The organism is Streptomyces sp. NPDC029139, from assembly GCF_055564335.1.
Genome location: NZ_JBVHWN010000005.1, coordinates 145310 through 169193 on the forward strand (window position 1 = coordinate 145310; position 23884 = coordinate 169193).

The 23884-nt window shown below is 73.4% G+C and carries 17 protein-coding genes; 15 read left to right on the forward strand and 2 right to left on the reverse strand.

Annotation, left to right across the window (positions count from 1 at the left end; genetic code table 11):
* Positions 1 to 38 precede the first annotated feature (38 nt).
* The gene (locus tag ACZ4VW_RS14650) at positions 39 to 227 is read right to left on the reverse strand and encodes a hypothetical protein (RefSeq protein WP_389171129.1); all 189 of its coding nucleotides are present in this window, start codon (positions 225 to 227) and stop codon (positions 39 to 41) included.
* Between the two features lie 201 nt (positions 228 to 428).
* Between ACZ4VW_RS14650 and ACZ4VW_RS14655 the strand changes: the two genes are divergently transcribed.
* The gene (locus ACZ4VW_RS14655; protein WP_467962110.1) at positions 429 to 3437 is read left to right on the forward strand and encodes a beta-N-acetylglucosaminidase domain-containing protein; all 3009 of its coding nucleotides are present in this window, start codon (positions 429 to 431) and stop codon (positions 3435 to 3437) included.
* 56 nt (positions 3438 to 3493) lie between these two features.
* On the opposite strand, the gene ACZ4VW_RS14660 is transcribed toward ACZ4VW_RS14655, so the two are convergent.
* Positions 3494 to 4057, reverse strand: coding sequence for an HNH endonuclease (locus ACZ4VW_RS14660; protein WP_467962112.1), 564 nt, complete (start codon positions 4055 to 4057; stop codon positions 3494 to 3496).
* Between the two features lie 247 nt (positions 4058 to 4304).
* On the opposite strand from ACZ4VW_RS14660, the gene ACZ4VW_RS14665 reads away from it, so the two are divergent.
* The 14 genes from ACZ4VW_RS14665 to ACZ4VW_RS14730 all read left to right on the forward strand — a co-directional run bounded on the left by ACZ4VW_RS14665 (position 4305) and on the right by ACZ4VW_RS14730 (position 23883).
* A complete protein-coding gene (locus ACZ4VW_RS14665; RefSeq protein WP_467962114.1) occupies positions 4305 to 5372 on the forward strand; it encodes a mechanosensitive ion channel family protein in 1068 nt (355 codons plus the stop codon).
* A gap of 409 nt (positions 5373 to 5781) precedes the next feature.
* On the forward strand, positions 5782 to 6996 hold the full coding sequence (locus ACZ4VW_RS14670; protein WP_467962116.1) for an ROK family transcriptional regulator: 1215 nt from the start codon (positions 5782 to 5784) through the stop codon (positions 6994 to 6996).
* 95 nt (positions 6997 to 7091) lie between these two features.
* Positions 7092 to 8429, forward strand: a complete 1338-nt coding sequence (locus tag ACZ4VW_RS14675) for an ABC transporter substrate-binding protein (protein ID WP_467962118.1) — start codon at positions 7092 to 7094, stop codon at positions 8427 to 8429.
* A gap of 18 nt (positions 8430 to 8447) precedes the next feature.
* Entirely contained in the window at positions 8448 to 9410 is a 963-nt protein-coding gene (locus ACZ4VW_RS14680; RefSeq protein WP_467962120.1) for a carbohydrate ABC transporter permease, read from the forward strand.
* 12 nt (positions 9411 to 9422) lie between these two features.
* Positions 9423 to 10310, forward strand: a complete 888-nt coding sequence (locus ACZ4VW_RS14685) for a carbohydrate ABC transporter permease (RefSeq protein ID WP_467962509.1) — start codon at positions 9423 to 9425, stop codon at positions 10308 to 10310.
* A gap of 9 nt (positions 10311 to 10319) precedes the next feature.
* The gene (locus ACZ4VW_RS14690) at positions 10320 to 11585 is read left to right on the forward strand and encodes a 6-phospho-beta-glucosidase (protein ID WP_467962122.1); all 1266 of its coding nucleotides are present in this window, start codon (positions 10320 to 10322) and stop codon (positions 11583 to 11585) included.
* Entirely contained in the window at positions 11576 to 12565 is a 990-nt protein-coding gene (locus ACZ4VW_RS14695) for an N-acetylglucosamine kinase (RefSeq protein WP_467962124.1), read from the forward strand. The genes ACZ4VW_RS14690 and ACZ4VW_RS14695 overlap by 10 nt, the downstream gene beginning before the upstream one ends.
* A gap of 235 nt (positions 12566 to 12800) precedes the next feature.
* Complete coding sequence (locus tag ACZ4VW_RS14700; RefSeq protein WP_467962126.1) at positions 12801 to 14237, forward strand: hypothetical protein; 1437 nt, start codon at positions 12801 to 12803, stop codon at positions 14235 to 14237.
* Between the two features lie 38 nt (positions 14238 to 14275).
* Positions 14276 to 15316 carry a glutamate ABC transporter substrate-binding protein gene (locus ACZ4VW_RS14705; protein WP_467962511.1) on the forward strand — a complete coding sequence of 347 codons (1041 nt, stop codon included), beginning with the start codon at positions 14276 to 14278 and terminating at the stop codon, positions 15314 to 15316.
* 15 nt (positions 15317 to 15331) lie between these two features.
* On the forward strand, positions 15332 to 16609 hold the full coding sequence (locus ACZ4VW_RS14710; protein ID WP_467962128.1) for a coiled-coil domain-containing protein: 1278 nt from the start codon (positions 15332 to 15334) through the stop codon (positions 16607 to 16609).
* Complete coding sequence (locus tag ACZ4VW_RS14715) at positions 16606 to 19209, forward strand: serine/threonine-protein kinase (protein WP_467962130.1); 2604 nt, start codon at positions 16606 to 16608, stop codon at positions 19207 to 19209. The genes ACZ4VW_RS14710 and ACZ4VW_RS14715 overlap by 4 nt, the downstream gene beginning before the upstream one ends.
* A gap of 275 nt (positions 19210 to 19484) precedes the next feature.
* A complete protein-coding gene (locus tag ACZ4VW_RS14720) occupies positions 19485 to 21065 on the forward strand; it encodes a PP2C family protein-serine/threonine phosphatase (RefSeq protein WP_467962513.1) in 1581 nt (526 codons plus the stop codon).
* 82 nt (positions 21066 to 21147) lie between these two features.
* Complete coding sequence (locus ACZ4VW_RS14725) at positions 21148 to 22488, forward strand: vWA domain-containing protein (RefSeq protein WP_467962132.1); 1341 nt, start codon at positions 21148 to 21150, stop codon at positions 22486 to 22488.
* 42 nt (positions 22489 to 22530) lie between these two features.
* Positions 22531 to 23883 carry an FHA domain-containing protein gene (locus ACZ4VW_RS14730; RefSeq protein ID WP_467962134.1) on the forward strand — a complete coding sequence of 451 codons (1353 nt, stop codon included), beginning with the start codon at positions 22531 to 22533 and terminating at the stop codon, positions 23881 to 23883.
* The last annotated feature ends 1 nt before the right edge of the window (position 23884 follow it).

The following is a 23884-nucleotide window of genomic DNA, read 5'->3' on the forward strand; positions in this document are numbered from 1 at the left end:
TCCAGAGGTCTCTGGGACGGTGGCGGCCGGCCCACCGGTCACGCTCCGGGGGACTCCGTGCCGCCCGCGGTACCGGGGGCGGTGGGTTCGCTGGTGAGCGGGGCCGCCTGGGTCATGGGCGGCTCGCTGGTGAGGGGGGCGGCGTCGGCAAGAGGCGGCTCGCTCGTGAGCGGGCCCTGTTTCGGTACGCGTATGTGCGTGAAGTGGGGGGTGGTGGTCGCGGCCACGGGGGTCTCCCGGTTCGTCTCGACAGGTGAACAACGAGTCAGACCTACCCATCGCACCCCGTTTTACCGGCGGAAGTTGGCCGAAGGGCGTCACCTCGCCGAAAGCGGACCAGGCAAAGCGGACACTTCGGCCAGCTGCATTGACACTCTCGTCAGCCGGGTGGTGGGCTCGTCATCCACTCGTGACACAGGGAGTCGCACGTGCACCTCGGGCGCAGGAAGCGGACCGCGACGGCCGTGGCCGCCGCGGTGATCGGTGGTCTCCTCGGTGGCGCCGTGCCCGGCCTGGCCCAGGCCGCGCCCGTGTCTCCCGTCACCGTCCCCGAGGAGCGGGGGGCGGTCCCCCCGGTGTGGCCTCGGCCACAGTCGGCGCGGGCGGCGGGTCCGTCGGTGCCGCTCGGCGACGAGGTGACACTGCTCACGGACGCCGACGCCGATCCGTACGCCGTCGCGGAGCTGCGCGAGGTGCTGCGGGCGGCGGGGGTGCGGACCGTCCACCCGTCCCTGCCGGGTCGCGGGACCGTGATCCGCGCCGGCCACGCCTCCTCCGGTGAGGCCCTGCGGGCGCTGCGCGTGCCGGAACGGGGGGACCTGCCGCGCGGCGGGTACCGGCTGGCCACCGGCCGGGTCCAGGGGCATGACACGGTCGCCCTGGACGGCGTCGGCGAGGACGGCCTCTTCCACGCCGTGCAGATCCTGCGTCAGCTGATCGGCGGTCCGGCCGGCGGTCGGACGGTCCCCGGTGTCGTCCTCCGGGACTGGCCCGGCACCGCCGTGCGGGGCCTGGCCGAGGGCTTCTACGGCCGTCCCTGGAGCCAGGAACAGCGCCTCGCCCAGCTCGACTTCATGGGCCGCACCAAGCAGAACCGCTACCTCTACGCGCCCGGTGACGACCCGTACCGCCAGACCCAGTGGCGCGACCCCTACCCCGCCGAGCAGCGTGCCGACTTCCGCGCGCTGGCCGAGCGGGCGCGCGCCAACCACGTGACCCTCGCCTGGGCCGTGGCACCCGCCCAGTCCATGTGCCTGGCGTCGGACGACGACGTGCGGGCCCTCACCCGCAAGCTCGACGCCATGTGGGCGCTGGGGGTGCGCTCCTTCCAGCTCCAGTTCCAGGACGTCAGCTACAGCGAGTGGCACTGTTCCGAGGACGCGGACACCTTCGGACGCGGCCCCGAGGCGGCGGCCGCCGCCCACGCGCGCGTGGCGAGCGAGGTCGCCCGGCACCTGGCCGCCCGCCACCCGGACGCGGAACCGCTCACGCTGATGCCGACGGAGTACTACCAGGACGGCGCCACGAAGTACCGCACCGCGCTCGCGGCGGCGCTCGACGACCGGGTGCAGGTCGCCTGGACGGGGGTGGGTGCCGTCCCCCGCACGATCACCGGGCGGGAACTGGCCGGCGCGCGCGACGCGCTGCGCCACCCGCTGGTCACCATGGACAACTACCCCGTCAACGACTACGCCCAGGACCGGCTCTTCCTCGGCCCCGCCACGGGCCGCGAGCCGGCCGTGGCCGCCGGTTCGGCCGCCTTCCTGGCCAACGCCATGGAACAGGCGGCGGTCTCCCGCATCCCGCTCTTCACCGCCGCGGACTACGCCTGGAACCCGAAGGGCTACCGGCCGGGCGAGTCCTGGCGGGCGGCCGTGGACGAGCTGGCCGGGCCGGACCCGGCGGCCCGCGAGGCGCTGCGGGCGCTGGCCGGCAACGACGCCTCCTCGATCCTCGACCCGACGGGCGAGTCGGCGTACCTCAAGCCGCTGATGGCCGCGTTCTGGCACAGCCGTACGACCGCGGACCCCGCGGCGCGGGACAAGGCGGCCCGGGAGCTGCGGGCCGCGTTCACCGTGATGCGCGAGGCGCCCGAGCGGCTGGCGGCGACCGCGGACGGCACGCTGGACGACGAGGTACGGCCCTGGCTGGAGCAGCTGTCCCGCTACGGTCTGGCCGGGGAGACGGCCGTCGACATGCTGTTGGCGCAGGCCCGGGGCGACGGCGCGGCGGCCTGGCAGGCCCAGCTGCGGCTGGAGCCGCTGCGGGGGGCGCTGAAGGCGAGCGAGGCGACCGTCGGCAAGGGGGTTCTCGATCCCTTCCTCACGCGCGCGGTGGCGGAGTCGGCGGCCTGGACCGGCGCGGACCGTGAGCAGCGCGCCGGGCGGCGGGCGGACCGCGAGCCGGCGGCGCACACCGTCCGGCTGGAGCGGGCGCGCCCCGTCGAGACGGTCACGGTGATGACGGAGCCGGGCGCGGGCGACTCCGCGCGCGTGGAGGCGTACGTTCCCGGCGAGGGCTGGCGGTCGCTGGGTCCGGTCTCCCCGTCCGGCTGGACGCAGGCGAACGTGAAGGGGCTGCGCGTGGACGCGGTCCGCGTCGCCTGGGAGGGCGCGGATCCGCACGTGCGCTCGCTGGTGCCGTGGTTCGCCGACGAGCCGCGCGCGGAGCTGGAGCTGGCCCGGAGCGAGACGGACGCCGAGATCGGCGGGCCCGTTCAGCGGGTGGACGTGCGGCTGGCGGGCCGGCGCGCGGACGAGGTGCGCGGGGAGCTGGTGGCGCGGGCGCCGAAGGGGATCACGGTGCGGCTCCCCAAGGAGGCGCGCGTGCCCCGCGGCACGCGCGCGACCGTCCCGCTGGAGATAGCGGTGGCGCCGGACGCGCCGGCGGGCTCGTACCGGGTGCCGGTGTCCTTCGCGGGCGAGGAGCGGGTCCTGACGGTCCGGGCCTTCCCCCGTACGGCGGGCCCCGACCTGGCGCGGACCGCGACGGCCTCCTCCTCCGGCGACGAGACGCCCGACTTCCCCGCGGCCTCGGCCGTGGACGGCGACCCGGCCACCCGCTGGTCCTCCGAGCTGGTGGACGGCGCCTGGTGGCAGATGGAGCTGGCGCGGCCGGCCCGGATAGGGCAGGTGGTCCTCCACTGGCAGGACGCGTACGCCTCCCGCTACCGCGTCCAGGTCTCCGCCGACGGCCGCACCTGGCGCACGGCGGCGACGGTCGCCGACGGGCGGGGTGGGCGCGAGAGCGTCCGGATGGACGCGGCGGACACCCGCTTCCTGCGGGTCCAGGGCGACGCGCGGGCGACGGAGTACGGCTACTCGCTCTGGTCGGTGGAGACGTACGCGGTGGCCCCGCCGGCCGGGTCGGAGCAGCCGGAACGGCCCGAGCGGCCGGAAGGCGCCGAGGAGCCCCGGGAGCCTGAGCGTCCCGAGTAGGGACGCCTCGGGGAGGCGCCCCGAGCCGGCCGGCCCCGGTACGGCGAAGGCCCGGCTCAGCCCGTCCTCATGGCCCCCGAGGGGGCGTGGGAGACGGCGTCGATCCGGGCCATCACATCGTCCGCGCCGTACGGCTGCAGGTACGGAAGCCAGCGGGGGTCCCGGTGTCCGGTCCCGATGATCCGCCAGGCCAGGCCGCTGGGCGGCGCGGGCTGGTGCCGCAGCCGCCAGCCCAGCTCGCGCAGGTGCCGGTCGGCCTTGACGTGGTTGCAGCGGCGGCAGGCCGCCACGACGTTGTCCCAGGCGTGCGTACCCCCGCGGCTGCGCGGAACGACGTGGTCGACGCTGGTTGCGACGCCACCGCAGTACATGCAGCGTCCGCCGTCGCGGGCGAAGAGCGCTCTGCGGGTCAGAGGAACGGGCCCCCGGTAGGGGACCCGCACGAACCGCTTCAGCCGGACCACACTGGGTGCGGGAATGACGCGGGTCTCGCTGTGCAGGAAGGCGCCGGACTCCTCGAGGCAGAGTGCCTTGTTCTCGAGGACGAGGACGAGCGCGCGGCGGAGCGGTACGACGCCGAGGGGCTCGTACGACGCGTTGAGGACCAGGACATGCGGCACGGATGCCTCCTAATACGCCGGCGGCGCGTGGCTCGCGCCGGGACGAACTGCTCTCAGTCTCTCCTCATGCCTGGTCGGAACGCCACCACGTCGTGGTAACGGGCTTGAGGTGTTCTCGACCACATCGGTATCGTCACCCGGTTCATCCCCGCGTGAGGTCCGTCTCTCCCTCGAACAGGGCAACGGGAGCACATCGGATGCCCCGTTAGTGTGGATGCTCCGCGTACGTCATGCCTGGAGGTCCTCCGTGTCCTGGTCCGCCCTGCCGACCGCCGACGATCCGCAGCCCGTCCCCGTCAGCCTCGACGAGGCGGCGGAGCGGGCGACGAGCGCCGCGGGCTGGGTGGAGGAGAACTGGTCCACCTGGCTGAACACGGGCCTTCGCATCCTCCTCATCCTGATCGTCGCCCTGCTGCTGCGGATGGCGATCCGCCGGGCCCTGACGAAGCTCATAGAGCGGATGAACCGCTCCGCCCAGGCGGTGGAGGGGACGGCGCTCGGTGGGCTGCTGGTCAACGCCGAGCGGCGCAGACAGCGGTCGGAGGCGATCGGCTCGGTGCTGCGCTCGGTGGCGTCGTTCGTGATCCTCGGCACGGCGGGCCTGATGATCCTGGGCGCGTTCCAGATCGATCTGGCGCCGCTGCTCGCCTCCGCGGGTGTCGCGGGTGTCGCGATCGGTTTCGGCGCCCGGAACCTGGTCACCGACTTCCTGTCCGGTGTCTTCATGATCCTGGAGGACCAGTACGGCGTCGGTGACTCGGTCGACGCGGGCGTGGCCTCCGGCGAGGTCATAGAGGTCGGTCTGCGGGTGACGAAGCTGCGCGGCGACAACGGTGAGATCTGGTACGTCCGCAACGGCGAGATCAAGCGGATCGGCAACCTGAGCCAGGGCTGGGCGACGGCGGCGGTGGACGTCACGGTGCGCCCGTCGGAGGACCTGGACCGGGTCCAGTCGGTGATCAACGAGGCCACGGCGTCCCTGGCGAAGGAAGAGCCCTGGACCGAGCGGCTGTGGGGTCCGGTGGAGATCCTGGGCCTCAACGAGGTGCTGCTGGACTCCATGACGATCCGGGTCTCGGCGAAGACGATGCCGGGCAAGGCCCTGGGGGTGGAGCGCGAGCTGCGCTGGCGGATCAAGCGCGCGCTGGACGCGGCCGGCATCCGCATCGTCGGCGGCGCCCCGGCCCCGGCGGAGGACGCCCCGGCGGACCCGACGGCGGCCATGGCACCGCCCTCGGCCTTCGCCTCGTCGACCTCCCCCCAGTCGGCGGCGGCCACCCCGATCCCACCGGCCAAGCCGGAACTCAGCAAGTAGCGGCCCGAAGCAGGGGCGCCCCGCCACGACTGGGGGGCGCCCCTTCGCCATGCGGCCCTCAGCCCACCAGCGCCCACCGGATCGCGGCGGCCGCCCTCAAGGCCGGCGGCGGAGCCACCCACCACGCGCCCATGACGGGCCGGACCGCCCGGGACGGCTGTGACGGCCCCGGCTGCGGTGGTCGGTCCCGGCTTCGGTGTCGGTCCCGGCTTCGGTGTCGGTCCCGGCCCTTGGGCGACCTGAAACCGCATCAGGGCCACACACAAGCGCCCGGGGTATTGACGCCCCCATGACGTCCGTCCTACGGTCCTCCCACCGAATAGGAAACTTTCCTAACAGTGCTGTTGGGGGAGTGGGTGGCGGGGCAGCACAATGGCCCCCTCCAGAACCGAAGGGCAGGTGCATCGTGATGGCCGGTACGAGTCCGGGTACGCCCGGGACGCCGCGCGTCCTGCGGGCCATGAACGACCGGGCCGCCCTGGATCTGCTGCTGGAGCACGGCACCCTGTCGCGGACCCGGATCGGGAAGCTCACCGGGCTCTCCAAGCCGACCGCCTCCCAGCTCCTCGCCCGGCTGGAGGCCGCCGGGCTCGTCGTCGCCACCGGCACCACCGCCGGCCGGCCGGGGCCCAGCGCCCAGCTGTACGCGCTCAACGCCCGGGCCGCCTTCGCCGCCGGACTGGATGTCACCCCGCACCGGATCCGCGCCGCCGTCGCCGACATCACCGGCGAGGTCGTCGGCGAGTGCGAGCTCAGGACCACGGGGCGCGCCGCGGAGGGCGTCGTACGGCAGGTCATGACCGCCCTGGACGGCGCCGCCAAGGACGCCGGGATCACCCGGGCCGAGGTGCAGCGCCTCGTCATCGGCACCCCCGGCGCCTTCGACCCCGCCACCGGGCGGCTGCGGTACGCCTCGCACCTGCCCGGCTGGCACTCCCCCACCCTGCTGGAGGAGCTGGCGGCGGTGCTCCCGATGCCGTTCGAGTACGAGAACGACGTCAATCTCGCCGCCGTCGCCGAGCAGCGGCTGGGCGCCGCCCGCGGCCACCAGGACTTCGTCCTGCTGTGGAACGAGGAGGGCCTCGGTGCCGCCCTCGTCCTCGGCGGCCGGCTCCACCGCGGCTTCACCGGCGGCGCCGGCGAGGTCGGCTTCCTGCCCGTTCCGGGCACCCCCCTCGTACGCCAGGTCACCAAGGCCAACTCCGGCGGTTTCCAGGAGCTCGCCGGCGTCCAGTCCGTGCCCCGGATCGCCCGGTCGCTCGGCATCGACACCCCCGAACAGCCCTACGTGCCCGTCGCCACCCGGTTGCTCACCCACGCCGCCGCCCACCACGGGGACGACCCCCGGTACTCGGCGCTCCTCGACCAGTACGCCGAGCGCCTCGCCACCGGCCTCGCCTCCCTCGTCGCCGTGCTCGACCCCGAACTCCTCGTCCTGTCCGGCGAGGTGACCGTCGCCGGCGGGGAACCCCTGCGGGAGCGCGTCCAGGCCGAACTGGCCGAACTCGCCGCCTCCCGGCCCCGGCTCGTCCTCGGGGACGTGGACCGGCACCCCGTCCTGCGCGGGGCGCTGGAGAGCGCCCTCGCCACCACCCGCGACGAGGTCTTCGACACCTCGCGCTGACCGCCCTCGCCCACCTCCCCCCGGCGCAGGGCGCCGCGGGGTCCCACCGTCACACCCGTCCACCGTCAACCCCTCCGCCGCAGGGAGACCTCGTCATGCCCGTACGCCCGCGCAGAGCCGCTGCCGCACTCGCCGTCACCGCCTCGATCGCCCTGTTCGCCTCGGCCTGTACCGGCTCCGCCGAGAACAAGGCGAGCGACGACCCCGGCGCCAGGACCGAGATCACCTTCTGGCACGGCTGGTCGGCGCCCAGCGAGGTCAAGGCGATCCAGGAGAACGTCGCCCGCTTCGAGAAGGCCCACCCGAACATCAAGGTGAAGGTCGTCGGCAACATCAACGACGACAAGCTCAACCAGGCGCTGCGCGCGGGCGGTTCGAACGGTCCGGACGTGGCCGCCTCCTTCACCACCTCCAACGTCGGCAAGTTCTGCGCCTCCGGCGCGCTCGCGGACCTGAAGCCCTTCCTGGAGAAGGACAAGGTGGACCTGGACAAGACCTTCTCCAAGGTCCTACAGGACTACACCCAGTTCGAGGGCAGGCGCTGCGCCCTGCCGCTGCTCTCCGACGCGTACGGGCTCTACTACAACAAGGACGCCTTCGAGGCGGCCGGCATCACCGCACCACCGAAGACCTGGTCGGAGTTCGCGAGCGTGGCGAAGAAGCTGACCAAGGAGACGGGCGACTCCTACGAGCAGCTCGGCTTCATGCCGAACTACCTCGGCTACGAGACGGTCCCGAGCCACTACATGTCGCAGTGGGACCACCGGTACTTCGACGAGAACGGCAAGTCGAACCTGGCCAAGGACCCGGCCTTCGCCGAGATGCTGACGTACCAGAAGTCGCTGGTCGACGGCCTGGGCGGGTTCGCGAAGCTGGACAGGTACCGCACCACCTTCGGTGACGAGTGGGGGGCCAAGCACCCCTTCCACACCGGCCAGGTGGCCATGCAGCTCGACGGCGAGTGGCGGCTGAACTTCCTGAAGGAGGCCAAGGTCGGCTTCGAGGTCGGCGTCGCGCCGCTGCCGGTCGCGGACGACGAGGTGGGCGAGTACGGAAAGGGCTACCTCTCCGGCACGATCATCGGCATAGCCCCGCAGAGCCGGAAGCAGAACGCGGCCTGGCAGCTGGTCAAGTACATGACCATGGACACCGACGCGGTGGTGGAGTTCGCCAACGGCATCGGCAACGTCCCCTCCACCCTGGAGGCCCTGAAGTCGCCGAAGCTGAAGGCCGACGAGCGTTTCAAGGTGTTCCTGGACATCGCCCAGCACCCCGAGTCCTCCACCTCCGACGGCGCGGTGAACGGCTCCACGTACCAGGACACCTTCCAGGACTTCGCCCAGAAGTACGAGAAGGGCCAGGTCAAGGACCTGAGGAAGGGCCTCGAGGAGACCGCGGCCCAGATCGACCGCGACATCGCCCAGGCGAAGTAAGGGTCAGGACCGGCTCTCATGTCCACCGACACCCTCGCCGGGCGTCAGGCCGCGCTGCGGTCGAAGCGCGTGCGCGGCGCGCTGCGCACCGTGGCGTTCATGTCGCCCTGGCTGATCGGCTTCAGCGTCTTCTTCGCCTACCCGCTCGTCTCGACCGTCTACTTCTCGCTGATGAAGTACGACGGGCTCAACCCGCCGACCTGGCGGGGCCTGGACAACTGGACGTACGTCTTCTCCGACCTGCCGAAATTCTGGCCGGCGATGCAGAACACCCTCTGGCTGGCGGTCGTCATGGTCGCCTGCCGGGTGGTGTTCGGCCTCGGCGTGGGCCTGCTGATCACCAGGATCAAGACGGGCGCCGGGGTCTTCCGCACCCTCTTCTACCTGCCGTACCTGGCCCCGCCGGTGGCCGCCACGCTGGCCTTCGTCTTCCTGCTCAACCCGGGCACGGGACCGGTCAACTCGCTCCTGGAGGCGGTCGGCATCCCCGCCCCCTCCTGGTTCAACGACGCGGCCTGGGCCAAGCCCGCGCTGACCGTCCTCGCCGTCTGGGGCGTCGGCGACCTCATGGTCATCTTCATGGCAGCGCTGCTCGACGTGCCCAAGGAGCAGTACGAGGCGGCGGAGTTGGACGGTGCCTCGGCCTGGCAACGGTTCCGGTACGTGACGCTGCCGAACATCTCGCCGATCGTGCTCTTCGCGGTCGTCACCGGGATCATCGGCGCGATGCAGTACTACACCCAGCCGATCGTGGCCGCGAAGGTCGCCTCGGGGGTGATGGGCGGCTCCGGCCAGACCTTCGAGCCGGGCTACCCCGACGACTCGACGCTGACCCTGCCGCAGCTCGTCTACAACCTCGGCTTCGGCCGCTTCGACTACGGCGCCGCCTGCGTCGTCGCCCTCGTCCTGTTCGCCCTCTCCATGGCCTGCACGGCGCTCCTGATGCGCCGGCGCGGCGGCCTGATCGGTTCGGGTGACTGACCCATGGCACCCATGACCACCACCGCTCCCCCGCTCGGCCGCACCGGGACGAGCCTCGCCGGGAAGCGCGCCCGCCGGACGGCGGCACTGCACTGGATCGCCGTGCACTCCCTCGGGATCGCCGCGGCCCTGTTCTTCGTCCTGCCGTTCGTCTTCGTCCTCCTGACCTCGCTGATGAGCGACCAGCAGGCGCTCACCCGCGACCTCACCCCGAACTCCTGGCACTGGGACAACTACGTCCGGGTCTTCGAGACCCCCGGCTTCCTCACCTGGTGGCGGAACTCCCTGCTGTACGCGGGTCTCGGCACCGTGCTCGTGGTGGTGTCCTCGGTCCCGGTGGCGTACGCCCTCGCGAAGTTCCGCTTCCGCGGCCGGCATCTGTCGCTGCTGCTGGTCATCTCGATGATGATGCTGCCGCCGCAGGTCGTCATCATCCCGATGTACCTGTTCTGGGCCAAGCAGATGGATCTCTCCGGAACGCTGTGGCCGTTGATCATCCCGATGGCGTTCGGCGACGCGTTCGCGATCTTCCTGCTGCGCCAGTTCCTGCTGACGATCCCGGACGAGTACATCGAGGCGGCGAGGATCGACGGCTGCGGCGAGTTCCGCACCCTCCTCACGATCGTGCTCCCGATGGCCAGGCCCGGCATCGCCGCCGTGGCGCTCTTCCAGTTCTTCTACAGCTGGAACGACTACTTCGGACCGCAGATCTACGCCTCCGAGAATCCGGGAGCCTGGACGCTGAGCTATGGACTCGAGTCCTTCAAGGGCGCGCACCACACCGACTGGAACCTGACCATGGCCGCGACCGTACTGGTCATGGCCCCTGTGATCCTCGTGTTCTTCTTCGCCCAGAAGGCGTTCGTCGAGGGAGTCACACTGACCGGAGTGAAGGGCTAGCTGACTGCAATGAAGCTCGCTGTCGTGGGGGGCGGCTCCACCTACACCCCCGAACTGATCGACGGTTTCGCGCGCTTGCGCGACACCCTGCCCATCACCGAACTCGTCCTCGTCGACCCCGCCGCCGACCGGCTGGAGCTGGTCGGCGGGCTCGCCCGGCGGATCTTCGCCAAGCAGGAGCACAGCGGAAAGATCGTCACCACCTCCGACCTCGACGCCGGAGTGGAGGGCGCCGACGCCGTCCTGCTCCAGCTGCGGGTCGGCGGACAGGCCGCCCGGAACCAGGACGAGACCTGGCCTCTGGAGTGCGGCTGCGTCGGACAGGAGACGACCGGCGCCGGCGGCCTCGCCAAGGCGCTGCGGACCGTGCCGGTCGTCCTGGACATCGCCGAGCGCGTCCGGCGGACCAACCCGGACGCCTGGATCATCGACTTCACCAACCCCGTCGGCATCGTCACGCGCGCGTTGCTCCAGGCCGGGCACAGGGCCGTCGGTCTGTGCAACGTGGCGATCGGCTTCCAGCGGAAGTTCGCGGCGTTCCTCGGCGTCACCCCGGCCGACGTCCACCTCGACCACGTCGGGCTCAACCACCTGACCTGGGAGACGGCGGTACGGCTCGGCGGGCCCGAGGGCGAGAACGTCCTGCCCCGGCTGCTCGCGGAGCACGGCGACGCCATCGCCGACGACCTGCGCATGGAGCGGGCGATCGTGGACCGGCTCGGTGTCGTCCCCTCGTACTACCTGCGGTACTTCTACGCGCACGACGAGGTCGTGCGGGAGCTCGGCACCAAGCCCTCGCGGGCCGCCGAGGTCGCCGCGATGGAGAAGCGGCTCCTGGAGATGTACGGGGACCCGGCACTCGACGAGAAGCCGGCCCTGCTCGGCAAGCGCGGCGGCGCGTTCTACTCGGAGGCCGCGGTGGACCTGGCCGCGTCTCTCCTGAGCGGGGGTGGGTCGCCGTACCAGGTGGTGAACACGTACAACAACGGCACGCTGCCCTTCCTGCCGGACGACGCCGTGATCGAGGCGCAGGCGGCGGTCGGCCCGCAGGGGGCCGTGCCCCTGCCGGTCGCCCCGCTCGACCCGCTGTACGCCGGGCTGATCGCGAACGTGACCGCGTACGAGGACCTGGCCCTGGAGGCGGCGCTGCGCGGCGGCCGCGACCGGGTGTTCAAGGCGCTCCTCGCGCACCCGCTCGTGGGGCAGTACGCGTACGCCGACGGGCTCACCGACCGGCTCATCGCGCACAACCGGGAGCACCTCGCGTGGGCGTGAACCTGAACGGGGCGCTCCTCGCGGTCGACGCGGGGAACAGCAAGACCGACGTCGCGATCGTCTCGGGGGACGGCACCGTCCTCGGCGCGGCGCGCGGCGGCGGATTCCAGCCCCCGGTGGTGGGGGTGACGGCGGCGGTCGACGCGCTCGCCGAGACCGTCGGGCGGGCGTGGGAGGAGGCGGGCGGCGCCGGTCACCCACCCCGGTTCGCCCATGTCTCCGCCTGCCTGGCCAACGCCGATCTGGCGGTGGAGGAGCAGGAGTTGGAACAGGCGCTGCGCGCACGGGGGTGGAGTCGCTCCGTACGGGTGCGCAACGACACCTTCGCGATCCTGCGCGCCGGTCTGGACGAGCCGCGCGGCGTCGCCGTGGTGTGCGGGGCGGGCATCAACTGCGTCGGGATGACGCCGGACGGCCGCACCGCCCGCTTCCCCGCCATCGGGAAGATCTCCGGCGACTGGGGCGGCGGCAGCGGACTCGCCGAGGAGGCGCTCTGGTTCGCGGCCCGGGCGGAGGACGGACGGGGCGAGCCGACCGAGCTGGCGCGCGCCCTGCCGGCGCACTTCGGGCTGCCGACGATGTACGCGCTGATCGAGGCGCTGCACCGGGGCCGCATCCCGTTCGAGCGGCGGCACGAGCTGGCGCCCGTGCTGTTCCGTACGAGCGCCGGGGGTGACGCCATCGCCCGGTCGCTGGTGCACCGGCTCGCGGAGGAGGTCGTCGCGATGTCGACGGTCGCCCTCGGGCGGCTGGACCTGCTCGACGAGGAGGCGCCGGTGGTGCTGGGCGGGAGCGTCCTCGGCGCGCGCCACCCGGAACTGGAGACGGAGATCGCGCGACTGCTGGCCGTGAAGGCTCCGAAGGCCGTGATCGAGGTCGTGACCTCCCCGCCCGTCCTGGGCGCGGCCCTGCTCGCCCTCGACGAGGTGGCGGCGGGCCCCGAGGCCGCCGCCCGGCTGCGCGAGCACTACGGCGCCTGACGCCGCACGACCGAGGCGGGGCGTCCCGACAGGGGCGCCCCGCCGCCGTGTTCACCCGTACGTGGGGGAACCGATTCCGGCCGGGCGGCGTATTCATCACAGGGGGTTCGCCCAGGGGGGCGGCGCGAGGGTGAGGCACGATAGGAACAAGATCGAGTCAATCCTGGTGTGCGGGTGGGGCCGGTGAGGTCATACTGCCCTCCGGGCACTACGTCGGACCGAGGGGGAGGCCACGTTGACATACCCGCCGAATGCGCCCGCCGCCTCGGCGCCGGGCAGCGCTCCCGCGCAGCCGGGACACGGTGTGCCCGCACAACCGCCGCCGCCGCTCGGCGAGACCCTGCCCGCCGCGACGCCTCCGGCCGGGCGCGGGGCCTGGGAGGAGGCCAGGACGCGGCTGCGCCGCGCCGCCACGACCGAGCCCGGGCGGCTGCAGATCCTCGGTGCCGTCCTGGCACTGCTCGTCGTCGCGTTCGGGGGCGTCACCGCCTTCGAGGTCGCCGACCGGGCCTCCTCCGCCGACGACGTCGTGAGCCGCAGCCAGCCGCTGAGCGCCGACGCCGCCGACATCTACCGCTCCCTCGCCGACGCCGACACGGCCGCCGCCAGCGCCTTCCTGGCCGGCGCGCAGGAGCCCCCGGAGGTCCAGAAGCGGTACGCCGACGACATCAGGACCGCCTCCCGTCTCCTGGTCAAGGCCGCCGCGAGCACCGAGGGTTCGACGGAGTCGAGCCGCGAGATCGCCGCCCTCAACGAGCAGCTCCCCCGCTACACCGGCCTGATCGAGCGGGCGCGCGCCGCCAACCGGCAGGGGCTGCCGCTCGGTGGCGCCTATCTGCGGTACGCCAACCAGCAGATGACGACCGAGCTGCTGCCCGCCGCCGAGCGCCTCTACGAGGCGGAGACCGCGCGGCTCCAGCAGGACGACGAGGACGCCCGGGCCTGGCCGTACCTCTCCCTCGCGCTCGGGCTCCTCACCCTCGCCGCGCTCGCCTGGGCCCAGCGCCGCAACTACGCCCTGACGAACCGGGTGTTCAACCACGGCCTCCTCGCCGCCACCGCCGCCTCCGTGGTCGTGCTGCTCTGGCTGGCGACCGCGCACACCCTCGCGCGCAGCGGGCTGGACGACGCCCGCGAGCAGGGACAGAGCTCGCTCCAGGTGCTCACCACCGCCCGGATCAACTCCCTCAAGGCCCGGGCCAACGAGAACCTGGCGGTCGTCTCGCGCGGCGCGGTCCTCACCGACGACGGCAAGCACGACAAGTACGAGACGGACTACGCCGGCAGCATGAAGACGCTGACCGACGCGCTCGCAACGGCGCGGGAGCGGGCCGACGACGACGCGGGACGCGGTCCGGTGGACGAGGCGGCGGACCGCACGGCCGAGTGGAAGGAACGCCACAAGGTCGCCCGGGCGGCGGACGACTCGGGTGACTACGAGGGCGCCCTGACCCGGATCATCGGCTCGAAGGAGTCCACCGGGCAGTCCTTCGACCAGGTCGACGCCGCCCTGAAGCGGGCCCTGGACCACGAGCAGTCCGAGTTCACCCGCGCCGCCGAGGACGGCAGGGGCTCGCTCGGCGCGCTCCCCCTGGGGGCGGCCGCTCTCGGGATACTGGGCGCCGCCGGCGCCGTCGTGGGCATCAACCGCAGGCTGTCGGAGTACCGGTGAGAGGGGGCGGGATGCGGAACGGCGTCGACGGCGCGAGGATGCGCGGCCCGGCCGGGCCCGGCGGCCCCCTCCGGGGCAGGCGCCCCCTCGCCCGGCTGCGCGGCTGGGGCGGGGTGGCCGCGATGGCGGTGGCGTGCGGCCTGACCGCCTCCCTCACCCTGCTGCCGCTCGCCCACAGCGGGCGCGGCGACTCCGGCCCGGCCGCGGTGACCGGACCGGGCGTCGGCACGGGCGTGCAGGTCAAGGCGGACACCTGCCAGAAGCCGGAAGCCTCCCTCAGCCCCTCTGCGGGCGGCGGCCCCTCCATCGACGCCATCAAGGCGCGCAAGAAGATCGTCGTGGGCGTCGACCAGTCCAGCTTCCGCTGGGGATACCGGGACCCGTCCACGCGGACGCTCGAAGGCTTCGACATCGACCTCGCCCGGGCCATCGCCAAGGACATCATGGGCAGCGAGGACCAGATCGTCTTCCGGGCCATCCCGACCAACCAGCGGATCGCGGCCCTGGAGAGCGGCAAGGTCGACCTCGTCGTCCGGACGATGACGATCAACTGCAAGCGGATCCAGCAGGTCGCCTTCTCCACCGCCTATTTCCAGGCCGGCCAGCAGGTCCTGGCACCCAAGATCTCCACGATCACCGGGTACGACTCCTCGCTCAGCGGCAAGCGGGTCTGCACGGCCGAGGGCTCCACGGCCTACGAGGCCCTGGAGAGCAACTCCTTCGGCGCCGTCTTCAAGGACGAGGCCGACGGCACCAAGGCTGACAAGGACCTGCTGACGGTCCCGAACCAGCTCGACTGTCTGGCGCGGCTCCAGCTGGGCGAGGTGGACGCCGTCGTCACGGACAACGCGCTGGCGGCCGGCCAGGCCGCGCAGGACCCGGCGGTCGAGCTCAAGGGCAAGCCGTTCACCACCGAGTACTACGGCGTCGCCGCCAAGCTCGGCAACGACGACCTGGTCCGCCGCGTCAACCACGTCCTGGTGCAGTACCGGAAGGGCCCTTGGCAGAAGGCGTACGACGACTGGCTCAAGGCGGACCTGCCCGGGATATCCGGGCCGCCCGCACCCACGTACAAGTAGAGCGAGAGGTGATCGATGGGCGTCGCGGGCACCCCCGGGCCTGTGATGGACCGGGACGAGGTGGACCGTGCGCTGGCGCGGCTCGGCGCGGAGCACAAGGCGATCGAGGACTCGCTCCTCGCTCTCCAGGACCACGCGGGCCGCAGGCTGCTGGAAGGCGCCGAGCTGACCGGCACGACCCGGGACCGCTGGCAGTCCACCGAGCGGACGATCACCCTGCTCTGGACGTACTTCGACGCCTACACCGGTGCGCTGAGCGAAGCCCGTGAGCTGCGGGCGCGGCGCCGCTGGTCCAGTCGCGAGGACCTGGAGGAGCTGACCGAGCGGCTGCGGGGCGAGAGCGTGCATGTCTCGGGCGGGGCGCAGCAGGAGGTCCGGCTCTCCGAGCGGTTCACGCTGGAGCGGCTCGTGGAGCGGATGAACGAGCTGTACGCGTCCTCGCTCGACGTGGTCGTGACCGCCGACGCCGTCTGGTCCGCGCTGCCCGCCCGGATAGACCTGCTCGCGGCCGAACTGGGGCGTACGCGTTCGCTGGCGCACTCGGTCGGCGTGCGGCCCGGGGAGCACCCGGCCGGCGACGAGCTGGAGTCCATCACGGCCGAGCTGACCGCGCTGCGCTCCCAGGTCGTCACCGACCCGTTGTCCTTCTGGCGCCCGGCGGCGGGCAGTTCGGCGCCCGGCGGAGGGCGGCCCGACACCGAGCGGTACGACCGGGCGGCGCGGGCCCTGGAGGACATCCGGCGGGAGATCGAGGCGGTCCTCGCGGTCCGCCAGGACTCCGAGGAGCGGCTGCTGCGGCTGCGGGACGTGCTCTCGCGGGCCGACCGGACGCTCGCCGAGGCCCGGGCGGCGCGGGGCGAGGTCCTCGCCAAGATCGCCGCCTCCGAGGTGCCGGCCGTCAGCGGCCCGCCGACGGCCCTCCAGGAACGGCTGGCGACGGCCGCCGAGTACCGCAGGCACGCCCAGTGGCACCGGCTCTCCCCGCTCCTCGATTCCCTGGAGCGGGAGGCCGAGGACGAACTGCTGCGCGCCCGTGAGTCCTTGACCGCCGTCACGGCTCCGCTCGCGGTCCGCGCCGAGCTGCGCGGCCGGCTCGACGCGTACAAGGCGAAGGTCGCCCGCCTCGGCGCGGCGGAGGATCCGCTGCTGATCGAGCGGTACGACGCGGCGCGCCGGATGCTGTGGAGCGCGCCGTGCGACCTGCGGGTCGCCGAGCAGGCCGTGCTGCGGTACCAGCAGGCCGCGGCGGAGGTTCTGTCCGGCCCCAGAGACGCCAGGGGGAGTCAGTGGTGAGCACGACCTGTCAGCGCCCCTCGTGCGAGGGTTCGTACGAGGACATGGGCGGCGGCGAGCTGTACTGCGACACCTGTGGGCTCGCCCCGGTCGTCGCGCCCGGCGGTCAGCTCCGGTCCAACCCCACCGGTCTGGCCGTCCCCGGCAAGGGGTCCGGTTCGTCGCGGTCGAGTTCGCGGGCCTCGGCCCGCAGCTCCTCCCGCTCCTCCCGCTCCTCGACCTCGCGCCGCTCGGTCTCCGGGCGGCTCTCGCGGGCGCTGTCGGGCGGGAACAGCAGCCGCTCGGTCTCGGTGCGCAGCTCCGGCTCGTCGACGGCGCAGTCCGGGCGGAACCGGCTGGGCGCCGGTCTGGTCTCGATCCCGGAGGTGCCGCGCCCGGACCCGCGTGCCGCGGTCATGGAGAAGCCCGAGGTCCCGGAGCGGAAGCGATTCTGCTCGCGCTCGGACTGCGGGGCGCCGGTGGGCCGTGCGCGCGGTGACCGGCCGGGCCGTACGGAGGGGTTCTGCACCAAGTGCGGACACCCGTACTCCTTCGTGCCGAAGCTGCGCGGCGGCGACATCGTGCACGGGCAGTACGAGGTGGCGGGCTGCCTCGCGCACGGCGGGCTCGGCTGGATCTACCTCGCCGTCGACCGGGCGGTCTCGGACCGCTGGGTGGTGCTCAAGGGACTGCTCGACACGGGCGACCAGGACGCGATGGCCGCGGCGATCTCCGAGCGGCGCTTCCTCGCCGAGATCGAGCACTCCAACATCGTCCGGATCTACAACTTCGTCGAGCACCTCGACCAGCGCACCGGCTCCCTGGACGGCTACATCGTCATGGAGTACGTCGGCGGCAAGTCGCTCAAGGAGATCGCCAACGACCGCCGGACGCCGGACGGGCGGCGCGATCCGCTGCCGGTGGAGCAGGCGTGCGCGTACGGGATCGAGGCGCTGGAGGCGCTCGGTCACCTGCACAGCCGGAACCTGCTGTACTGCGACTTCAAGGTCGACAACGCGATCCAGAGCGAGGACCAGCTCAAGCTGATCGACATGGGCGCGGTCCGGCGGATGGACGACGACGAGTCGGCGATCTACGGGACGGTCGGCTACCAGGCGCCGGAGGTGGCCGAGGTCGGCCCGTCGGTGGCGAGCGACCTGTACACGGTGGCGCGCACGCTGGCGGTCCTGACCTTCGACTTCCAGGGGTACACCAACGTCTTCGTCGACTCGCTTCCCGACCCGGACCACATCGAGGTCTTCCGGACGTACGAGTCGTTCTACCGGCTCCTGGTGCGCGCGACCGACCCGGATCCGGCGCGCCGGTTCGCCTCCGCGCAGGAGATGGCCGAGCAGCTGACGGGGGTGCTGCGCGAGGTCGTGGCGCTCCAGTCGGGCCGGCCTCGGCCCGCGCTCTCGACGCTGTTCGGCACGGAACTGCGGGTCACGGACACGGAGCTGTTCGCGGAGCTGACGGAGGACGTGTCGGTTCTGGGCGCCCGGGAGCCCCGGCGGAGCCGCCGCCGCGCCACGGGCACGGCGGCGCTCGCCGGCGGGCACCCGAGCGGGACGGCCGGTGCGGTCACGAGCGGGGCGGCCGGTGGCGCGACCGTCGCCGGCGGGGCGGTCGGTGGCGGACCCGTCGGCACGGCCGCGGGGGCGACCCCCGGTATCGGTCTGCCTCCGGGCGGGCCCTTCCTCAGACCCCTCGACGGGCGGGCCTGCGCGCTCGCGCTGCCCGTGCCCCGGGTGGACCCGGGGGACCCGAACGCCGGGTTCCTGGCCGGACTCATGGCCTCGGCGCCCGCCGAGCTGATCAGCGCCCTGCACCACGCGCCCGCGCCCTCCCTGGAGCTGCGTCTGCGCGAGCTGCGGGCCCGCCTGGAGATGGGCGACCTCGGCTCCGCCGGGCTCGCGCTGGCCACGCTGGAGGAACAGGTCCCGGACGACTGGCGGGTGGTCTGGTACCGCGGCCTCACCTCCCTGGTGACCGGCGACCACACGAACGCGGCCCTGTCCTTCGACGCGATCTACGACGCGTTCCCCGGGGAGCCCGCGCCCAAGCTGGCCCTCGGCATCTGCGCCGAGATCCTCGGCCAGTTGGACAACGCCGCCGAGTACTACCGCCTGGTGTGGGCGACCGACCCGAGTTACGTCAGCTCGGCGTTCGGGCTCGCCCGGGTGCAGCTCGCGGCCGGTGACCGCACCGGAGCCGTACGCACGCTGGAGTCCGTACCGGAGGCGTCCATCCACTACACGGCGGCCCGGGTCGCCGCCGTACGGGCCCGGCTGCGGCGCAGGCCGCCGAACGAACCCCTCGGCGCGGATCTGACGGCGGCGGCGGCACAGGTCTCGGCGCTCCACGGCTTCGGTCTGGACGCGGTGCGCCGCGAGCGATTGTCGACCGAGGTGCTCGGCACGGCGCTCGACTGGGTACTCTCCGGAAGTCCCGGAGCGGGACCGGGCGGCACGCACCTGCTCGGCAGCGAACTGGACGAGCGCGGACTGCGCTTCGGCCTCGAACGCTCGTACCGGGTGCTCGCCCGGCTCGCTCAGCGGGGCGAGGAGAGGATCGAACTGGTGGAGCGGGCCAACCGTTTCCGCCCCCGGACGTGGGTGTGATGATGTCCCAGATGCCCCAGCACGATCTCTCCGCCTGCCCCGGGTGCACGGAGCCGCTGGATTCGGGTGACCGCTTCTGCGGGGCGTGCGGATACGACCTGTCGGCCGTACCGGCGCCGCCGCCGGACCGCCCGACGGTGGCGATCGGCACGCCCGTGACCTGGCCCGAGGCCCCGCCCCGCGAACCGGGCTCCCTCTCCACGGTGACCCAGCACCCGGGCGACCTGCCGGGCACGGACTCGGGCGGCCACGAACTCCCGGCGGCACCCCCGCACATGGCGCCGGGCGGCCCCGGTCAGGGAACCCCGGCGGCCGGAGGCGCACCGGGTGCCGACGCCCGCGCCCAGGTTCCCGGCCCGCCGCCCCACGGACCGTCGGCTTCCGCCGCGCCCGGCGCCCCGGGCGCCGGAAGCCCGGGCCACGCGAACCCGCCGGCCGGCGGCGTTCCGGGCACGGGCGCCGGGCTCCACGCCGGGCAGAACCCGCAGGCCGGCCCGCAGGCTCCCTACGGCTCCCCGGCGGGCGGGGGCGCCGGCGCGCCCGCGTACGGCGTTCCGGGCGCAGGCGATCCGGCGGCCGGTGGCTTCGGCGCGGGCCCGGCGGACCACGGGAACCCGCCGGCCGCCGCGGGCGCCTGGGCCGCGGGTGTCGAGCCCGGCGCCGTCGCGCCCGGGCCGGACGGCTCCGGCTCGGCGCCGAGTCCCGCCAGGGACCTGCCGACCGTGCCCGTCCGCACGGACGGGCCGCACGCCGCCACGTCGTCCGGTGGCGGGCTCGCCGCGCTCGCCGCCGGGACCCCGCAGCCGCCCGCCCACGCCCCCGAACCGGAACCCGGCACCGGCCCGGACCCCGACCCCCGCACCGAGGGTGACTTCGCGCTCGCCGCGCCCGATCCCCGTACCGTCCCTCCGACGGCGACCCCGCCCGCCGGGACCAAGCTGTGCGTCGCCTGCCGCGCCGGGCACGTGGATCCCGACGGCTACTGCGAGAACTGCGGCCACGCCCAGCCGCGCGAGCGCGACCACATGGAGGAGGAGCTCTCCACGGTCGCCGCCGTCAGCGACCGTGGCCTGCGCCACCACCGCAACGAGGACGCGTTCGCCGTCTCGGCCACCGCGCTCCCCGACGGCTCCCCCGCCACCCTGGCGATCGTCTGCGACGGCGTCTCCTCCGCGACCCGTCCGGACGAGGCGTCCGCCGCCGCCGCGAACGCCGCCGGCCAGGCCCTGCTCACGGCCCTGCCGCGCGGCACGCACCCGCAGCAGGCCATGCACGAGGCGATCGTCGCCGCGGCAGACGCGGTCAACGCCCTGGCGGAGGAGCCCGGTCAGGGCGGCACGGAGCACGATCCGCACCGCCACCAGAACGCCCCCGCCTGCACCATCGTCGGCGCGGTCGTCGCCGACGGGCTGCTGATCGTCGGCTGGGTCGGCGACAGCCGTGCCTACTGGGTTCCGGACGACCGCACCTCCCCGCCCGCCCGGCTCACCCAGGACGACTCCTGGGCGGCCCAGATGGTCGCCGCGGGCCTGATGAACGAGGCCGAGGCGTACGCCGACGAGCGCGCCCACGCGATCACCGGCTGGCTCGGTGCCGACGCGTACGAACTGGAACCCCACACGGCCGCGTTCAAGCCCGACCGGCCGGGCGTGGTCGTGGTCTGCACCGACGGTCTCTGGAACTACGCGGAGGCCGCCGAGGACATGGCACGGGTCGTGCCGGCGGACGCCGCCGGACGACCGCTGCACGGCGCCCAGGTCCTCGTCGGCCACGCCCTGGACGGCGGGGGCCACGACAACGTAACGGTGGCCCTGCTGCCGTTCGCCTTCTCCCCGCAAGGGGCAGGATCGGCCTGAGCGGTCGCCGGCCCCCTGACCTTCCGAGTACCCCCGCCCGTCCCACGTCTGTCTCACGCTTGTTGTCGAGGAGCCTCAACCCATGGCGAACTTCTCCAAGTCGAACGTGCCGCAGTTCTCGGTGGACGTGTACCAGAACGAGTTCCTGCCGGAGGGCGGCCGTGAGGTCAGTGCCATCGTCACGGTCACCTCGACCGGCGGGGGCACCAGCGGCGGTGCGGCGCTCGCGGGAAGCCGGACCGGCGCCGACGCCGACGCCGCCGTGGTGATCATGGTCGACTGCTCCGGTTCGATGGACTACCCGCCGACCAAGATGCGCGGCGCGCGGGACGCCACGGCCGCCGCCATCGACGCCCTGCGCGACGGCACGTCCTTCGCCGTGATCGCCGGTACGCACGTGGCGAACGAGATCTACCCGGGCAACGGCGGCCTCGCCGTCGCCGGGCCGGCGACCCGTGGCCAGGCCAAGGACGCGCTGCGCCGGCTGAGCGCGGGCGGCGGCACGGCGATCGGCACCTGGCTGCGCCTCGCCGACCGGCTGCTCGCCTCCGCCGACGTGTCGATCCGGCACGGCATCCTGCTCACCGACGGCCGCAACGAGCACGAGGCGCCCGAGGACCTGCGGGCCGCCCTGGACGCCTGCGCGGGCCGGTTCACCTGTGACGCGCGCGGTGTCGGTACGGACTGGGAGGTCAAGGAGGTCACCGGCATCGCGTCCGCCCTGCTCGGGACGGCCGACATCGTGGCCGACCCCGCGGGCCTGGCGGCGGACTTCACCACCCTGATGGAGAAGACCATGGGCAAGGAGGTCGCGGACGTCTCGCTGCGCCTGTGGACCCCGGTCGGGGTGGAGATCAGATTCGTGAAGCAGGTCGCGCCCACGGTCGAGGAGCTGACCGACCGGCGGACCGAGGCCGGCCCGCGGGCCGGCGACTACCCGACCGGCTCCTGGGGCGACGAGTCCCGCGACTACCACGTCTGCGTCCGCGTCCCCCAGGCCCAGATCGGCCAGGAGATGCTCGCCGCCCGGGTCTCGCTCATCGTCCCGGACCCGGCGGGCGACGCTCCGCGCACGCTGGGGCAGGGCCTGGTGAGGGCGGTGTGGACGGACGACATGGCGATGTCCACATCGATCAATCCGCAGGTCGCGCACTACACCGGTCAGGCGGAACTGGCCCAGGTCATCCAGCAGGGCCTGGACGCGCGCAAGTCCGGCGACCACGACGGGGCGACGGCCAAACTGGGGCGCGCGGTGCAGCTGGCGGTCGTCTCGGGCAACGAGGACACTGCGAAACTGCTTTCGAAGGTGGTGGACGTCGTCGACGCGGCGACGGGTACTGTGCGTTTGAAGGCGAAGGTCGCGGAAGCGGACGAGATGACTCTCGAGACCCGCTCCACCAAGACGGTTCGCGTCAAGAAGTAGCCCGGCCAGGAGGGCCGGACGACGAGAGGGGGAAGCACCGACATGCCGACCTGCCCGAACGGACACCAGTCGGTTTCCGACGACTGGTGCGAGGTCTGCGGCCACCGCATGGCCGGGGCGGGTGCGCCGGCGGGTGCCGTACCGCCGCCTCCCCCGCCGCCGCCTCCCGCCTACGGTTACCCCGGGCCCGGGGCCCCCGGCGGCCCCGGGGGTTACGACCCGAACGCGACCGCGCAGGCGGAGCTCTGCCCGCAGTGCCGCACGCCGCGCGAGCCGATGGCCCCGTTCTGCGAGGAGTGCCGCTGGAACTTCCAGACCAACACGGCGACCTCGTACACGCCGGTGGCTCCCCCCTCCTCGCAGCAGAGCCCGCCGCCGGGCCTCAACCTGCCGCCGGGCTTCCAGTCGCCGCCGCGGCCCCCGCAGCCGCAGCAGCCGGACCCGTACGAGTACCAGAGCTCCCGGCCCTCGCAGATGAACCGGCCCGCGGAGCCGCTGTCGGCCGACCCCACGCACCACCAGGCACCGCCGCAGCGTCCGCCGATGCACCAGCAGCCGCAGCAGCAGGCACCCCAGCAGCACGCGCCGCAGGCACCCCAGCAGCATCAGGGGCCCCCGCAGCAGCACGCGCCGCAGGCACCCCAGCAGCATCAGGGGCCCCCGCAGCAGCAGGCGCCCCAGCAACACCAGGCACCGCAGGGGTACCAGCAGCAGGGCGCGCCGCAGGCTCCGCCGTCCTTCTTCCAGAGCCCGCCGCCCTCGCAGCAGGCGCCTCGACCGCCGGCTCCGCAGGCCCCGCCGCAGCAGCAGCCGGGCCGGGCCGACGACGACTGGATGCTGCCGCCGCCCTCACAGCCCCAGGCGCCGCAGCAGGCCCAGCAGGCGCCCCCGATGCAGCAGCACGCCCCGCAACCGCAGCACCATGCGCCGCAGCAGCAGCACACACCCCAGCAGCCGCAGCAGCAGTACCAGCAGCAACAGCGGCCCGCCGCGGGCTGGTCGGCGTACATCGGTCCGGACCGCGAATACTTCATGGCGATGATGCAGCGCAGCGGCCCGGAGGCCTCGGGCCTGAACCTGCCCGCCTACTCCCCCGAGCAGCACCTGCCGCTCCAGGGCAACCAGATCAGCATCGGCCGCCGCCGGCACTCCACCGGCGAGGCCCCCGACATCGACCTCTCCGTGCCTCCGGAGGACCCGGGCGTCTCGCACCAGCACGCGGTGCTGGTGCAGCAGCCGGACGGATCGTGGGCGGTGGTGGACCAGAACTCCACCAACGGCACCACGATCAACGGCGGCGAGGAGCCGATCCAGCCGTACGTCCCCGTCCAGCTCCAGGACGGTGACCGGGTGCACGTCGGCGCCTGGACGACGATCACCGTGCGCCGCGGATAGC